Origin of the sequence: Streptomyces sp. NPDC021622 (genome assembly GCF_040640795.1) — a bacterium.
Classification (GTDB): domain Bacteria; phylum Actinomycetota; class Actinomycetes; order Streptomycetales; family Streptomycetaceae; genus Streptomyces.
Genome location: NZ_JBFACK010000016.1, coordinates 125,611 through 139,921 on the forward strand (window position 1 = coordinate 125,611; position 14,311 = coordinate 139,921).

Consider the following 14,311-nt stretch of genomic DNA (forward strand, 5'->3'; position numbering starts at 1 on the left):
TCCTTGAGGAGCTTCGCGAGATGGGTGTTGATGGCATGCGTGGCGTCGGCAATCACGAGAATGTCGGTGTCGGCCTGAAGCACCTACTCGCGCAGCAGTGGTCAGGCGTCGTCGTCCTCTCCCTTGTTCACACCGGTGTCGAGGCATACGCCGTGGTTGGCGACACCGACCGTCTCGGTCATCGCACCGACCTTGTCCACTTCGGCGCAGAGGTCCGAGAGCGGCAGACAGGCTGCTGGAGGGGGGCAAGCGTTTAATGGGTCGGCGCCTACCGCCCCGGGCGTCGACCGGGCTGGAGCGCCGGGCTCACGCAGGATCATTCGTCGTCCAGCTTCGGCAGGACCTCGCTGCGGTAGAAGTCGAAGAATCCCTGCTGGTCCGGTCCGATCTGGCCGACGTACACCTCGTCGAACCCGGCGTCGACGTATGCGGACACGGCGCGCACGTGCTCGTCCACGTCGTCGCCACAGACCATGCCCTCGGCGACGGCCTCCTCGGTCACGAGCGTCGACGCCTGCTCGAAATGGGCCGGGTCGGGCAGCACCTGCCCGAGTTCGCCCGGCAGGAACTGTGTCGGCCACAGCCGGTGGGCCGTCTTGACGGCTTGCCCCCGGTCGGTGTCCCAGCACACCTTCATGCCGCCCAGTACGGGCTTGTGGCCGCCTCCCGCCCGCCGGAACTGCCCTACCAGGTCCGCGTCCGGCATCATCGTGACGAACCCGTCCCCGATCCGGCCGGCCACGGCGGCGGCCTTGGGCCCGAACCCGGAGACATAGATGGGGACAGGCTCGTCGGGCACCGTGTAGAGGCGGGCGTTCTCCACCGTGTAGTGCTTGCCGCGATGAGTGACCTCGTCGCCGGTCTGCAGGCTCCGGATGACCTGAACCGCTTCCTCCAGCATCTCCAGGCGTACGTCGACAGCCGGCCAGGCGTCGCCGAGGATGTGCTCGTTGAGCGCCTCACCGCTGCCCACGCCGAAGCGGAAACGGTTTCCGGTGAGCACACCGGAGGTGGCGACCGCCTGAGCGTTGACGGCCGGGTGCATGCGGATGGTGGGACAGGTCACGAACGTCGTCACGGGCAGTGACGTCACCTGGGCGAGCGCACCGATCATCGACCAGACGAAGGGGCTCTGTCCCTGCTCATCCGTCCACGGGTGGTAGTGGTCGGAGATGGCCAGGCAGCCGAATCCCGCCTGTTCCGCGGCACGTGCCTGCTCCAGGAGTTCGGTCGGCGTGAATTCCTCACTCGCCAGGAAATATCCGAAACGCGTCATGCTCTGCTCCTCACCTGAACCGTCGCGCGCGATCGCCGACCGCCCGCCTGCACCCGTCACTCCGGGCGCACGGCTCACCGGCCGGAGCGCGCGCGGAGCCCTCTTCCAGCAGCGCCGCCCGCCTATCAGCCTGCGCGGTCCCGGCGAGAGGCTCAACACGAGCGGTTCGAGTCGCCCGTGTACCCACAGGCCGCGATCCAAGTCACGAATCCCCGGCGAACACGAGGCCCGACGTCACCGGGCCAGCCGCCCGCGCCTGGAGCGCGGCGACTCCGCCCAGAACAGGACCTTTGCTCGGCGCAATGATGGGTACCAGGGTGAGCGGTCTTTCCTGAGCATCGACGGGACATGTCGGGTACGGGGCGGGCACGGGGCGGGCAGCGCGCTTATGCCTCGCACGGGCGGTGCGCGTGTTCGCGCGCTTCGGAGCCCTCGTACTCTCCCGCGGTGGCGGCACCAGCCTGGCGGGGCAGACCACGAACACCGCAGTGGTCGTCGACTGGACCAAGTACTGCGACTCGCTGGTGTCGGTCGACCGCGAAGCCCGTACGCGCGTCGTGGAGCCGGGCATCGTCCTGGACGAGCTCAACCGTCAGCACACCACCACCGAGCGGGTCACCGCGCGGCCGTCGCTGACCGGGACACCCCCGGGCGGTCAGTCAGGCGCAGCCTCCCGCCGCTCGCCACGCACGTCCGCGACGGCGACGGCGAGTGCAAGGAGTACGAACGCGAGCGCCGTGAGCAGCCCGAGCTGCAGGGCCCGCCCCCAGTCGTCGTGGTTGGCGACGTGGGCGAAGAAGACGGCGCCGACCATCGCGATGCCCGCCGCCGAGCCGATGCGCTGACCGGTCTGCAGGACGCCACTGGCCGAACCGCCCAGGGACACCGGCACCTTGGACAGCGTGAGCGTGGTGTTCGGCGAGATCACGAGCCCGGAGCCGACCCCGGCCAACAGCAGCGGCACGGCCGCCACCAGGGCCACAGCGCGTCCGGGCACCAACTGCACCACCGCCATCGTGCCCGCAAGGCCGAGCGCGACCCCGACCAGGCCGTACGCCACCAGGCGCCGCCCATGCCTGACCACGAGCCGCCCACCCGCCGCCGCAGCGCCCGCCGACCCGACCGCCACCGGCGTGGCGGCCAGGCCCGCCTGCAGGGCGCTGAGACCGTGCCCGTTCTGCAGAAACAGCGTGTAGACGAAGAACAGCGTCGTGAACCCCGAGAAGTACGCCAGGCCGAGCAGCGCGCCCAGTGAGAAGGACCGCAGCCCGAACAGCCGCAGATCGACCAGCGGTGCGCGGCCCCGCGCCGACTGTCGCGATGCTCGCCGCTCCCACCCCCAGAAGCCCGCGAGCAGCGTCACCCCGGCGGGAATCAGCAGCCACTTGCCCCACCCGGCCCACTGCTGCTCCTGCACCAGGGGCAGCATGATGGCGACGACCCCGGTGCCGAGCAGCACCACACCGACCAGGTCGAAGCCGGTCCGCCCGCGCCCGGCGCGCTCGGTACGGGGCAGCAGCCGCAGGGCCGCCGCGAACGCGGCCACCCCGATCGGCAGGTTCACGAAGAACACCGCGCGCCACCCGTGCTCCGCCCCGAAGCCCCCGATGAGCAGCCCGCCGGCGAGCGGCCCAACCGCCGTCGAGATCCCCACGACGCTGCCGAGCCGCCCGAACGCCCGTGCCCGCAGCGGCCCTTGGAACATCTGCTGGATCAGCCCCGACACCTGCGGCGACACCATGCCCGCGGCGGCACCCTGCAGGAGCCGGAACACGACGAGCCAGGTGGCCCCGGGCGCGAGTCCACACGCCACGGAGGCCAGCGTGAACAGCGCGAGCCCACCCAGAAACACCTCCCGCCGCCCGTACAGATCCCCCAGGCGCCCCGCCGGCACCAGCACGAGCCCGAACGTCAGCGCATAGCCCGACACCACCCACGACAGCTCCGCCTCCGCGGCGCCGAGGCCACGCTCGATGGAGGGCAGCGCCACGTTGACGATCGACGTGTCGAGCAGCGTCATGAACCCGGCGGTCAGCAGGACCCCGAGCGCCCTCCAACTTCTCTGATCTGCGGCTTTGTCCGCGGACGCACGCGCCGTGGGGGTGTCAATGCTGTCCATGCACCCACGCTAGGCAGCACGGGTCCGGTCCCGGCGGGCCGGAGAGCCCATCTGGAGTACGCCGGTGCGAGCTCCGCCCGACGATGCCGGACGGTGGGGGGAGAGCCCCCACAGGCATAGCCACGGATACGACAGCCACATGCGTACGTACGGAGTACGTACGGAGACGGAGACGGACACGTGCTCGACGACCTCTCACCCGAAGAACACCGCCTCGCACCCGAAGAACACCGCGAAGAGCAACTCGACGAACACCGGACCCAGGAACCCATCGTCCGTGACTGGCCCGCCCAGAACATCCAGGGCCCCGACTTCGACCCGGTCCTGACCGAGCTGATGCGCGAAGGCCCCCTCACCCGCATCAAGCTGCCGTACGGCGAGGGCTGGGCCTGGCTCGTGACCCGCTACGACGACGTACGCGCCGTGACGAACGACCCCCGCTTCGTCCGTGGCCCCGTCACCGAACGTCAGATCACCCGCCTCGCCCCGCACTTCAAACCCCGGCCCGGCGCGCTCGCCTTCGCCGACCCGCCCGACCACAACCGGCTGCGCCGCGTGGTCGCTCCCGCCTTTACGGCGCGTGGTGTGGCGCGGCTGCGCGCCCGGGCGCAGGAGACCCTCGACGCCTTGGTGGACACCCTCGTACGGGACGGCGCACCGGCGGATCTCACGGCCCGCGTCCTCGAACCGTTCCCCATCGCGGTGCACTGCGAGGTCATGGGCGTACCCGAGGCCGACCGCCCGCGCCTGCACCGCCTGACCCAGGAGATCGTGTTCCCGTCACGCGACGCGACGGTCACGGGCCGAGCGAAGGACGAGCTGTACGGCTGGCTCGCCGACGAGATCCGCGCCCGCCGCACCGACCGACCCGCCCCCGCCCCCACGACGGAACCCGACACCGACCTCAACGCCGAACCCGCCGCCGGCGACATCATGTCGCTCCTGGCTGCCGGGGTGGACCGCGGCGATCTGACGGAGGAGGAGGCCATCGGCGTCGCGGGCCCGCTGCAGATCGGCGGCGAGGCTGTCACAAACAACACCGGCCAGATGTTCTTCCTGCTCCTCACCCACCCCCACCTCCTCCACCGCATGCGGACCGACCCCGCGATCCGCCCCCGGGCCATCGACGAACTGCTCCGCTACATCCCGCACCGCAATTCGGTCGGCCTCGCCCGCATCGCCACGGAGGACGTGGAGCTGTGCGGCCGACGCATCAGGAAGGGCGACCCGGTCTACGTCTCGTACCTGGCGGCCAACCGCGACCCGGCCGTCTTCCCGGACCCCGAAAGCATCGACTTCGACCGCCCGGACAACCCGCACGTCTCCTTCGGCCACGGCACTCACTACTGCACGGGCGGCCCGCTCGCCCGCCTCCAGATCGACCTTCTCCTCGACACTCTCCTCGACCGCCTCCCCACCCTGCGCCTCGCGACCGCCCCGCATGCGATCCCCTGGCGCCGCAACGCCCTGGTCCGCGGTCCCGAGGCGCTGCCGGTCGCGTGGTGAGTGCGACGCCGTACGGTGAGCGAGTGGAGCGGTCAGTCGTCGGACATGGTCTCCAAGCACGCAAGATCCAGCTCGTCCAGGACTGCGTCCGTCGACCGGCCGGTCAGCATCGCCACCCGCTCCGTTTGCGCGGTTGCCCACCCCGTCAGGCACAGCACAAGCACCCGCAACCCGTCCTGCCCGGACTCCTCCAACACCCTGCCGGTGACGTCCCACGCGTCTGTGGGGACACGTTCCGGCGGCTCAAGCCCCACCACCGTCCGCAGCATGTCGGCAACCACCCTGGATACGTCCGGTGTGAGTGCAGCCAGACGACGATCCTGCTCAGAAGCCGGCCGCCAGGGTGCGGCAGCCGTCGGCGGTGAGGTGAACGCGTTCGCCGTGCAGGATCCGTGGGGTCTCCTCGCGGCCGCCTAGCCCGCGTGCTTCCAGGGAGCGGATGGTGCTGATGCTGATCCGAAGCTCGTCGCGGCTGACCCTGGGCTTGTCGTCGTGGCGGTCGATCGTCACATGGCCCTGGACGACGGCACGCAGGGCGGTGTGCTGCGCCGGCGAGAGGTCGAGCAGCTGGTCGGCGGGCAGGAGGCGCTGGCGCCGCATCTCGGTGACCAGGAGTTCCGCAGTGGCCAGAGCGTCGTCGGCGCCGAGGGAGGTCAGATCCCGTACGAGGACGAGGCGGTCTCGCACCTCGGATCGGGCTTCCAGGAGGTGATCGGCCGCGGCCAGGGCGAGATACGCGAGCTGCCTGATGCGTGCGTAGGACGAGCGGATGCCGAGGCTGTGGTCCATCCGCTGGTGGTTCAGCGCGTCGACAATGTGGAGCGCTGAGTTGGCCAGGTGCTGGGCTCGGCGGATCTGCCGGCTTCCTCCCAGCCGCCAGGCTGGGAGCTTCGCATGCCGCCAGTGCCGGTGATCAGGCGACTGGGTTGATGCCGTGGAGGACATCCCCGGCCCAGAGTCGAAGACCGTCCCTGCCTGTGCCCGGTCCGGTCAGGACGAGTTGAGCAGCGTGGGGTGGGTCCACTTCGGTGACCGTCACCGTGGGATAGCGTCGGATCTCCGTCAGGGTCAGCTCAACGGTTCGGCCGTGCTGACTCACGCAGTGGAAGCGGGCGCCCAGGCGTGTTGTCGCCAGACAGCGCACCACGAGGGCGAGCAGATCGGTGGCGAGGGTGTCCACCTGCACAATTTGGATCTTGGGCGGTGGCTCCACGGAGGGCTCGGTCACGCCGTCATGATCTCAGAGCCTTCGACGGGCTGGCGACGCGCCTGCTGGACGAGTACCGGACGCGTTCCGGTCAGAGCTCTCCCTCGTCGCCGTGCGAGGCTGCCGGAGCGAGCCGGTCTCCAGCGACCACCTCACGACACTTGCTGACATCCGCACCGTCACCGCCCTGGACAACACGGCCGGCGAGCACGGCTACACCCTGCCCTACTTCGCGCACTTGCTCGCCGCGGGCGCGGTGGACTGCCTGCAGGGCGGACGCCACCCGGTGCGGCGGCATCACCGTCTGGCTGCGAGCCGCCGCGCTCGCCCAAGCCGTGGGCCTCGACATCTCGGGGGCATTGCGCCCCGCACGCCCACGCCCATGCCGCCGCATCCGTACCGAACGTGCGCCACCTCGAATGGTTACACGACCATGTCCGCATCGAGCGCCTCCTGTTCGACGGCGTACTCGACGCGCACGGCGGCAGCGCCGCCCCCGGGCGCGAATCGTGCACCCGGCCTCGGTCTGTCCTTGGCCGCCGATCGCGCAACCGAGTGCGGTGCTGTCCCCGCACGACCACTACGGCCACTCGCCCGTGAGCGCCTTGAGGTAGCGCGACGGCGCAGCGGCGAGCGTCATTGCGTGGCAGGACGGACGCGGCGCGGCCTCGACGCACAGCCGCTCATGGGCAGGCATCCCGCAGCCGACGCCGTGCTCCGCTGACGGCGGTTGCCCTGCCGAGCGAGCTGCCTCGGCAGCGCACACACGCGAGCCACTCCGTCATCTCCTCGTGAGTGGTGGCGGTTTGTGCACCTCGCGTGCGAGGTCGTTGCTCACCTGACCACGCGCACGGTACGGAAGTCGGGATCGGCAGCGTCGGGCAGATTCATGCCGGCGCGTACGCCCGTCCGCAGATAGGTGAGGACCGGCTCCGTCAGACGTTCACCGGGCAGGATCACCGGGATTCCCGGCGGATAAGGGGTCACCGCTTCAGCGGCAACTCGGCCTGCGGCCTCGCTGATCGGCACGTCGTCGGTGGCAGCGAAGAAGGCATCCCGCGGCAGGCACGCCTGCTCCATCCTCAACTCGGCGGGCGGCGGTACCGCGACCACCGAAGCCTCGTCCCAGCTGTGTGCCGTGCGGGCGAGGTCACGCAGTGCGTCCAGCAGCGGCGCCGTCGTGGCCGGGCTGTCGGCGTGGGTGATCTGGACATTGATGCGGCGATGGTCGGCGAGGTGCACGTTGATGGAGCGCTGCTCACGCAGCCAGTCAGCAACCCGATACCCCGACAGTTTGGGGCCCGCGAGGTCGATGACGACGGGCAGCGGGTCGAGCGAATCGGCCAGGCCGGGTCCGCAGAAGTCTGCTGCGTCGTTGACGTGCAATCCGTCGATCTTCTCGATTCCGACGCGTAGTTCAGCAGCGGTCTCGAGAGCGTGACTGACGAGTTCGTGGCCGTGCAGGGCCATCTGTCGGCGCCAGCCATCCAGGGCTGCGTAGACGAGCACGGAGGGACTGGTGGTCCCCATCAGGTCCGCACGGTTCTGCAGCACTTCAGGTTCGACAAGGTCGCCTTGCAGGTGGAAGACGGATCCTTGTTCAAGGCCGGTACCCATCTTGTGGATGCTGGTCACGCAGACGTCGGCGCCCGCGTCCATCGCCCACGTGGGCAGGTCCTGGTGGAAGGGCAGGTGCGCGCCCCATGCCTCGTCCACGATCAGGGGGCGGCCGTGCTGATGACAGATCTCCGCGATGCCGCGCAGATCGGCGGCGCTGCCGTACGGAGTGGGGCTGGTCACCAGGGCGCCCCGTGCGTTCGGGTGGGCGGCAAACGCTTCGGCGAAGTCCTGTGCGGAAGGCGGGTGGGCCAGATGCCGCTCCGGGTCCCATCGCGGCTCGACCCACACGGGCTCGATACCGGAAAGAATCAGTGCGGACACCACCGACTTATGGGCGTCGCGTCCCAGCAGCAGCTGCTGCTCGGGACCCGCCACCGACAGCATCGCCGCCTTAACCGACAGGGAACTGCCACACGTCGTGAAAAACGTGTGATCCGCGTGGACGGCGTCCGCCATGAGGCGTTCGGCTTCCTGCAGATACTGACCGCGCATCCGCCGGTCGTCCAGACCGCCCGAGGCCAGGAGATCATGCTCAAAGACCGATGCCCCGAGGATGCGCCGCACCTCGGGGTCCACGCCCAGGCCCTGCTTGTGGCCGGGCGGCGAGAAGGACAGCATGCCCTTGCGCCGGAAAGCATCGACGGCTTCCAGCACCGGCGCCCGCGAATGATCCAGTGACATGCCGTCTACCCTTCCCCGCACGAAGGCTGCTGTCACCGCCCTCCCTCATGGAGTAGCAGAGGTCGCCGGGCGGTGGCCGGCCGTGTGGTGGCGCGGGGCGCCGACTGTCGCCCGGCCCGCGTGGCCGCAGCGTCAACGGCTGTCGGTCTTCCCGCCCGTGTCCTCTGTGGTTGCTGCGCTCGCTGCTTCCGGCGCGCGACGTACGCGCTGGGATGCTGGGGTGCCGGCGTGGAGGGGAATGCAGGGGAACACGTGCAGTTGACGTCTGTGGTGGTCGGCAATCGGTGAACCGGGCCGGCGCCCTCCTCAGCCAAGGACATCTGGGGGCTGATCAGTCCGTGGAGAGTGCCTCGATCAGCCGTCCTGCTTCAGGAGCTTTCAGAGCACGGGCGGCGTCTGCGAGGGCGACCATGCCGACGAGGTCGGTGCCGTCGATGACGGGCAGGCGCCGCACCTTGTGCTCGGCCAGGGTTGCGAAGATCTCGTCCGCGTCGTCGTCAGCGCCGATGGTCACGGCCTCGCCCTGTGCGAGGGTGCCGACTTCCACCTCGCTGGGGTCGAGACCTGTGCCGAGTACCTTGACGACGATGTCGCGGTCCGTGATCACGCCGATGAGACGGTTGTCGTCTCCGCAAATGGGCAGCGCGCCGACCTGGAGGTCTTTTAGTTTGCGGGCTGCCGCCAGCGCGGTCTCGTGTGCCCCGATGCGGTGCGCGCCACCGGTCATGATCTCTCGAGCCGTAATCATGGTGAACGTCATCCCTTCTTCGCCGGGAGTTCCCGCGTGAGTCTGGGTACGAGAAACGGTCCGGCACGGGTGCCCGGAACGATGGCGCCGAAACGGCCGCTGACGGGGCGCCGAAGGGGGAGAACCCGTGCCCGGCCAGCGGGACGGTATACCGCCGGAGCCGACAGGCCAGCGGCGCACTCGCGCTCTCCGGCACTCCCGGGCCGTCCGTTATGGCCACCAACCACAGGGCACCCGCCACACATGACACTCACTCAGTACACGCACCGCTTGCGTGGCCCCGGCCTGAGGTCGGCAGCCACCGCCGGCATCGGAGCGGCAGCCGGCCTGACGGCTGCGGCCGGCCTGCTGCTCGTCCGCAAAGCGGCCACTATCAGCAAGGTCGGCGAAGGACACCCGCTCAAGCACCGCGCGCTGGACCTGGCAGCCGGCGTGATGCAACCGAAGTACCCGATCGACGCGATGAGCACGTATCTCAACGGCTTCCACATGTACGCCGACGACATGGGCCGGCAGGTGGAAGCCACGCACTTCTGCGTCCACCTCCGGCACGACCTGCACCAGTGCGTGATATTCGACCGCAACGCGCCCGACGCCCGGCTGATCGGTATCGAATACATCATCAGCGAGGACCGTTTCCGCGGCCTGCCCGAGGACGAGAAGCGGTTGTGGCACAGTCACCACTACGAGGTCACCTCCGGCATCCTCACCGCCCCCGGCATCCCCGACATGGCAGAACACGCCTACTTCGAGGACCTCGTGACCACGTACGGGAAGACGTTCCACACGTGGCAGTACGACCGCGACGACTTCCCCTACGGGATCCCACAGCTGATGATGGGCTTCACCCAGGACGGACAGGCCGCGGACGAGATGATCCAGGACCGGGACGAGAGGCTCGGTCTCTCCACGACCCACAAGCGGCAGAACCGAGCGGACATACCCGTGCCGGACGTGGCACCGGGAGCCAACGCGTGGGAAAGCGGCCGGAGCGTGCAGACCCGCGTCGAGGAGACCGTTTTCAAGCGGTAGCCGGACCCTCTGAACGCGCTGCCCGGAGAGCATGGACTCTTCGATGCGTCCGGCGTGGTCCATGGGTGTCTCAGCCGCAGTGGCACCGCTCTACGGGTAAACACGGCCTTGTCCAGCCTGCGCAGGCTCTGCCAAGCGGCACAGGCGCTGAGACAGCTCGAGGCGTACGCCTACCAAGCCGAGGTCACGCTCGATGTCGTGGCCATCACTGAACGTCCGGGACCGACTGCTCGCGGTAGAGATCGCCCGGATGGTGGTGCGCGAGGTCCTCGACGATGCGGCGGCCGACGAGCAGGTGGTGCGGTCGAAGCCAGTCTCGGTGACGATCGGGGGCGAGGTCCCTCACCGAAGACAGTCCGGGCCTGTTCGCCCTGGTCGAATCTCAGAGCCGCCTTGGCGAGACCCACGGTGCTGTTGATGATCGCGGCGCGATCGCCGCCCCCGGTGTCGAAGAACATCTGCGGCTGGTGGTCCACGAAGAGCATGACGGCGTAGTCGGGCGTAAGGAGGTCCGCACTCGGGGCGGCCTGCACCTTGGCGATGTCGAACATGAGGGGTCCTTTCGGAGAAGTCGGTACCGTGCCGTCCGCGTTTGGCGGCTCGGCACACCCGAAAACTACGACCGGTCCGACCGACCTACTTTTCTCCCCGTGCCCAGGAGTTGGCACGACAGTGCACTACCCGCGCAAGAGATGTCCGTAGGACCTCGGGTGCTGCGGGGTCGTTGCCGGGATACGTCATACGACGCTGCGCTTGGGCTGAGGGGACGCTGCCCCGCCCCTGGCCTGTATGTGCTCGTTGTCCCGACGGGCTCCTGGCTTGGACCCTGGGGGCAGATCGGCTTGTCGGCGACCTGCGGGCACTAGCCGCACCGGAGGTGACACGGGCGTGGAATCGGCACCCGGCAGGGACGCAGCCATCCCCTCGGTGAATCTGGACTCGGGCGAGGGCGTCGCCGCGCTCGGTGAGGCGTGCCGTCGTCTGGGGTTCTTCTTCGTCCGCCGTCACGCGGTACCAGAGGCGTTGACGGGCCCCGCGTTCGAGGAGACACGGCGCTTTTACGCCCGGCCCGACCGCGAGAAGCGGACGTACGCCGCCAGTGCCCGGTCGCAGTTCCTGGGCTACCGAGGGGTGGGGCAGGAGAAGAGCACCTCGCACGCGGGCGGCGAGGCCTGCGAGCAGTACCGGATCGGAAGGACCACCCACGCCCTTGCGGTGGAGCCGTCGTCCGACTTCTTCCACACGCCGTTCGCGAACTGCTCCGCGCTCTTCGAAAGCCTGGTGGTGCTGGGGAACCAACTCCTCGCGGCCTGTGCCGAGGACCTCTCACTGGACAGTGCGCTCACCGACTCCTGTCAGGCCTCGCCCATGCACCGCCTCGGCCTCAACTCCTACCGGCCCGGACACGGCGCCGACATCGCCAACACCGTCGACTATGCGATGTCACCGCACATCGACCACGCCTACTTCACCGTCGTGCTCCAGGACGAGCCGGGCCTGCAGGTGCAGGGCGAGGACGGCGCCTGGCTCTCCGTTCCCCTGGTCCCTGACGCGGTGTTCGTCTTCCTCGGGGACTACCTGCAGCGGGCCACGAACGGCATCTACCATGCGGCGACGCACCGGGTCGGTACGCGTCCCTGCTGCAATCCCTACTGGACCGGTAGAGCCGCCACTGCATTGTCGATCACCTCGCCGGGCGCCTGGCGCTCGGTACCGCCGTGCGTCCGCGTGCTGGAACCGCAGTCTCACGTCACCGCAAGACGCGCGCTCAGGGCTACGAAGGAGGCGGCGAAGACCCGGCGGATGCCGGTCATCACCTTCGGCCGGGCCAGCACTCGGTTGCGCATGGCAGCGGCACACATCCCGTAGGCGGCGAAGACAGCAAAGGTCAGCGCCATGAAGACGACGCTGAGCTGAAGCATGACGCCCAGGGAGCCGGACTCGTCGGCGGGGACGAACTGTGGGAGGAACGCGACGAAGAACATCGTGAGCTTCGGGTTGAGCAGGTTGGTCAGCACCGCCGAGGCGATCACGCGAGCCGCCGACCACGGCTCGGCCCCCTTCTCGACGGTCAGCGCCTCCTTGTCGCGCAGCGTCGCCCAGGCCATGTACAGCAGGTAACCGACACCGAGGTACTTCACCACCTCGTAGGCGACGGCGTTGGTGTGCAGCAGCGCGGCAAGGCCGGTGATCGTCGCCACCAGATGCGGAACGACGCCGAGAGTGCAGCCAAGCGCAGCGACGACGCTCGCCCGTCGGCCATGGGACAGTCCGACAGCGAGGGTATACACGGCGCCGGTGCCGGGGGTGACCACCACAACCAGGGCGGTCAGCAGGAACGCAGGACTCAAGGGGGACCTCCACAAGGTTCAAGGTCCTTTCACCCTGTCGCGGCAATGGTCCGGATGGCAGAGCCAAAGTGTGCCGGTCTCACAGGTCCATAGAGGGCCGCCCCCTTGAGTGCGGGCAGAGCACCCTAGTCCGCCCGCATCCTGATCAGCCGCCCCTCCACCGTGCCGATCACCAGGCCCCCGTCCGGACCGGTGCTCAGGCTCGTCGGGGTGTAGACATGCCCGCCGAGGGTCAGCGTCCCCCGCCGCACCACCGTGCCTTCCGCTGCTCGCAGCGTGAGCAGCTCGCAGGACCCGGCTCCGGTCACGACGTGGACGAGACCGTGGTGGACGTCGACCCCGGTAACCGGCGCGTCGAAGCGGTGCGCCCAGGCCACAGCACCGCCCGGGTAGGCGCGACGTACGAGGTGGGTGCCGTCGCGTGCCGTGCAGGTGTGGACGAGCCCTGGCCCGGCGTCGTCGTCGACGTACACGGCGGGACCGCCCCGCAAGTGAGGGCCGAGGGAGTCGTCCCAGGCGAGCGGGAACAACCGCTCGATCCCGTTGGGGTCCGCCTGCGCGACCCACTTCTCCCGCGCTTCCGGCCTCACGTCCCCGGCGCCGACGCCGTAGAGGAAGAGAAGATGGGGCGAGCGTCGCACCGGGAAATCGTAGGAACTGTCGCTCTCCCCCAATGCCAAGGTGTCCAGCTGTCGCCCGGAAGGCGTGAGCACGACGCTCTCGTTCGGCGGCCAGCGCGGCCCGGGGAACAGCTCCCGGGAGTCCCGGGCCACCCAGGCACCATCCGTGCGCGCAGCGATGGCAACCGGAAAGTCGAGGCGGAGTTCGGCGAGTTGGGCGCCGTCGGCGAGGGCGAACCGGCACAGCAGGGTGCGCCGGTCACTGCTGTCGCCCTCCAGGACGGTGATCCAGACGCTCTCCTCGTCCGGGGTGACGTACAGCCGGCAGCCGTTGCGTTGCCACGGCCCGTCGGGCGTCGGCACGCACCACTGCAGGGTGCCGTCCGGCGACCAGCACTCCAACAGGACCCCGCTCCGCGCCGCAGCCAGCATCCGGCCGTCCCGCAGCACCTCCACAACAGCCGTCCCTGGCCGCCGGGTCCAGGCGCGGCCCCTCGCGGCGGCGACACCGGCGAGGTATCGCTGCGGTTGGTCGATGTCCGGTCCTTTGACGCGGCTCCAGTCGACGTCCACCGGCATCTGCGGCCAGGAGATCAGCGCCGCGAGCACGTCAGCAGTGACGTCGTACCAGTCGTCGCGCTCGGTGACGGATCGCGTGTACGTCACTCGGCCCGGGTCTTCGAAGTCGACGACCGGCCGAGCGAACGTCACCTCCAAGCGGCGCACGTCCCGCCAGCGCAGGGCACTGACACCGGCCCCGGCGACGGCCACGTCGGTACGGCGCCGGGTCTCCGGCTCGTACATGAGCAGCCCGCCCCGGAGTTCGAACTCGTCCCCGTCCTCCGTGCCCACGGCGAGCACGGGCAAGGCGGGATGGAAGGCGAGCCCCTCGATGCCCTGCTCCACCACGATCTGGTCCCACAGGGCGAGATCGCTCGTCCGGTAGACGACGATCCGACCGTGTCCGTCGCGGCCGCTCGCATGACAACTGACGGCGATCCAGCGGCCGTCCGCACTCACGTCGGTCGTGAAGGGGTGCCCGATCTCGGGGAACGGGTCGTCGGGTATCAGACGCATCGCAGGAGCGTATCTTTCGATGATCCCTGGTCGCCGGTCCTGTCGCTGATCTTGACTGGCCAGTTGAGAAGCCT

At 69.4% G+C, this 14,311-nt stretch carries 12 protein-coding genes and 4 pseudogenes; 5 read left to right on the plus strand and 11 right to left on the minus strand.

Annotated elements, in window-relative coordinates; translation table 11 throughout:
* Positions 1–316 precede the first annotated feature (316 nt).
* Positions 317–1,276: an LLM class F420-dependent oxidoreductase gene (locus AB0G47_RS29180; RefSeq protein WP_360776010.1), complete on the minus strand. Its 960-nt coding sequence runs from the start codon at positions 1,274–1,276 to the stop codon at positions 317–319.
* 395 nt (positions 1,277–1,671) lie between these two features.
* Between AB0G47_RS29180 and AB0G47_RS29185 the strand changes: the two are divergent.
* Positions 1,672–1,884: pseudogene (locus AB0G47_RS29185) on the plus strand (FAD-binding protein); the annotation flags it as partial.
* A gap of 47 nt (positions 1,885–1,931) precedes the next feature.
* On the opposite strand, the gene AB0G47_RS29190 reads toward AB0G47_RS29185, so the two are convergent.
* Positions 1,932–3,395 (minus strand): MFS transporter, encoded by a 1,464-nt coding sequence (locus AB0G47_RS29190; RefSeq protein ID WP_360776013.1) that lies wholly within the window; start codon positions 3,393–3,395, stop codon positions 1,932–1,934.
* 270 nt (positions 3,396–3,665) lie between these two features.
* Between AB0G47_RS29190 and AB0G47_RS29195 the strand changes: the two genes are divergently transcribed.
* Entirely contained in the window at positions 3,666–4,901 is a 1,236-nt protein-coding gene (locus AB0G47_RS29195) for a cytochrome P450 (protein ID WP_360776267.1), read from the plus strand.
* A 32-nt stretch (positions 4,902–4,933) separates the two neighbouring features.
* On the opposite strand, the gene AB0G47_RS29200 is transcribed toward AB0G47_RS29195, so the two are convergent.
* The 3 genes from AB0G47_RS29200 to AB0G47_RS29210 all read right to left on the minus strand — a co-directional run bounded on the left by AB0G47_RS29200 (position 4,934) and on the right by AB0G47_RS29210 (position 6,129).
* Positions 4,934–5,170, minus strand: a complete 237-nt coding sequence (locus AB0G47_RS29200) for a hypothetical protein (protein ID WP_360776016.1) — start codon at positions 5,168–5,170, stop codon at positions 4,934–4,936.
* Between the two features lie 55 nt (positions 5,171–5,225).
* Positions 5,226–5,690 (minus strand): hypothetical protein, encoded by a 465-nt coding sequence (locus AB0G47_RS29205; protein ID WP_360776019.1) that lies wholly within the window; start codon positions 5,688–5,690, stop codon positions 5,226–5,228.
* A gap of 124 nt (positions 5,691–5,814) precedes the next feature.
* Positions 5,815–6,129, minus strand: coding sequence for a hypothetical protein (locus tag AB0G47_RS29210; protein WP_360776022.1), 315 nt, complete (start codon positions 6,127–6,129; stop codon positions 5,815–5,817).
* Positions 6,130–6,238: 109 nt separating this feature from the next.
* On the opposite strand from AB0G47_RS29210, the pseudogene AB0G47_RS29215 reads away from it, so the two are divergent.
* Positions 6,239–6,597 (plus strand): annotated as a pseudogene (locus tag AB0G47_RS29215) (enolase C-terminal domain-like protein); the annotation flags it as partial.
* 345 nt (positions 6,598–6,942) lie between these two features.
* On the opposite strand, the gene AB0G47_RS29220 reads toward AB0G47_RS29215, so the two are convergent.
* Both AB0G47_RS29220 and AB0G47_RS29225 read right to left on the minus strand, forming a co-directional pair.
* Complete coding sequence (locus AB0G47_RS29220) at positions 6,943–8,409, minus strand: aminotransferase class I/II-fold pyridoxal phosphate-dependent enzyme (protein WP_360776024.1); 1,467 nt, start codon at positions 8,407–8,409, stop codon at positions 6,943–6,945.
* A 331-nt stretch (positions 8,410–8,740) separates the two neighbouring features.
* A complete protein-coding gene (locus AB0G47_RS29225; RefSeq protein ID WP_360776027.1) occupies positions 8,741–9,157 on the minus strand; it encodes a CBS domain-containing protein in 417 nt (138 codons plus the stop codon).
* A 243-nt stretch (positions 9,158–9,400) separates the two neighbouring features.
* Here AB0G47_RS29225 and AB0G47_RS29230 point away from each other — a divergent pair, with 243 nt between their 5' ends.
* Positions 9,401–10,189: an OBAP family protein gene (locus AB0G47_RS29230; protein WP_360776030.1), complete on the plus strand. Its 789-nt coding sequence runs from the start codon at positions 9,401–9,403 to the stop codon at positions 10,187–10,189.
* A 205-nt stretch (positions 10,190–10,394) separates the two neighbouring features.
* Here the strand turns inward: AB0G47_RS29230 and AB0G47_RS29235 are convergent, their stop codons facing one another.
* Positions 10,395–10,535 carry a hypothetical protein gene (locus AB0G47_RS29235; protein ID WP_360776280.1) on the minus strand — a complete coding sequence of 47 codons (141 nt, stop codon included), beginning with the start codon at positions 10,533–10,535 and terminating at the stop codon, positions 10,395–10,397.
* 40 nt (positions 10,536–10,575) lie between these two features.
* Positions 10,576–10,740 (minus strand): annotated as a pseudogene (locus tag AB0G47_RS29240) (hydrolase); the annotation flags it as partial.
* A 238-nt stretch (positions 10,741–10,978) separates the two neighbouring features.
* Between AB0G47_RS29240 and AB0G47_RS29245 the strand changes: the two are divergent.
* A pseudogene (locus AB0G47_RS29245) lies at positions 10,979–11,806 on the plus strand (2-oxoglutarate and iron-dependent oxygenase domain-containing protein); the annotation flags it as partial.
* Between the two features lie 128 nt (positions 11,807–11,934).
* On the opposite strand, the gene AB0G47_RS29250 reads toward AB0G47_RS29245, so the two are convergent.
* On the minus strand, positions 11,935–12,540 hold the full coding sequence (locus AB0G47_RS29250; RefSeq protein ID WP_360776032.1) for a LysE family translocator: 606 nt from the start codon (positions 12,538–12,540) through the stop codon (positions 11,935–11,937).
* 125 nt (positions 12,541–12,665) lie between these two features.
* Positions 12,666–14,237 (minus strand): hypothetical protein, encoded by a 1,572-nt coding sequence (locus AB0G47_RS29255; RefSeq protein ID WP_360776035.1) that lies wholly within the window; start codon positions 14,235–14,237, stop codon positions 12,666–12,668.
* Positions 14,238–14,311: the final 74 nt, after the last annotated feature.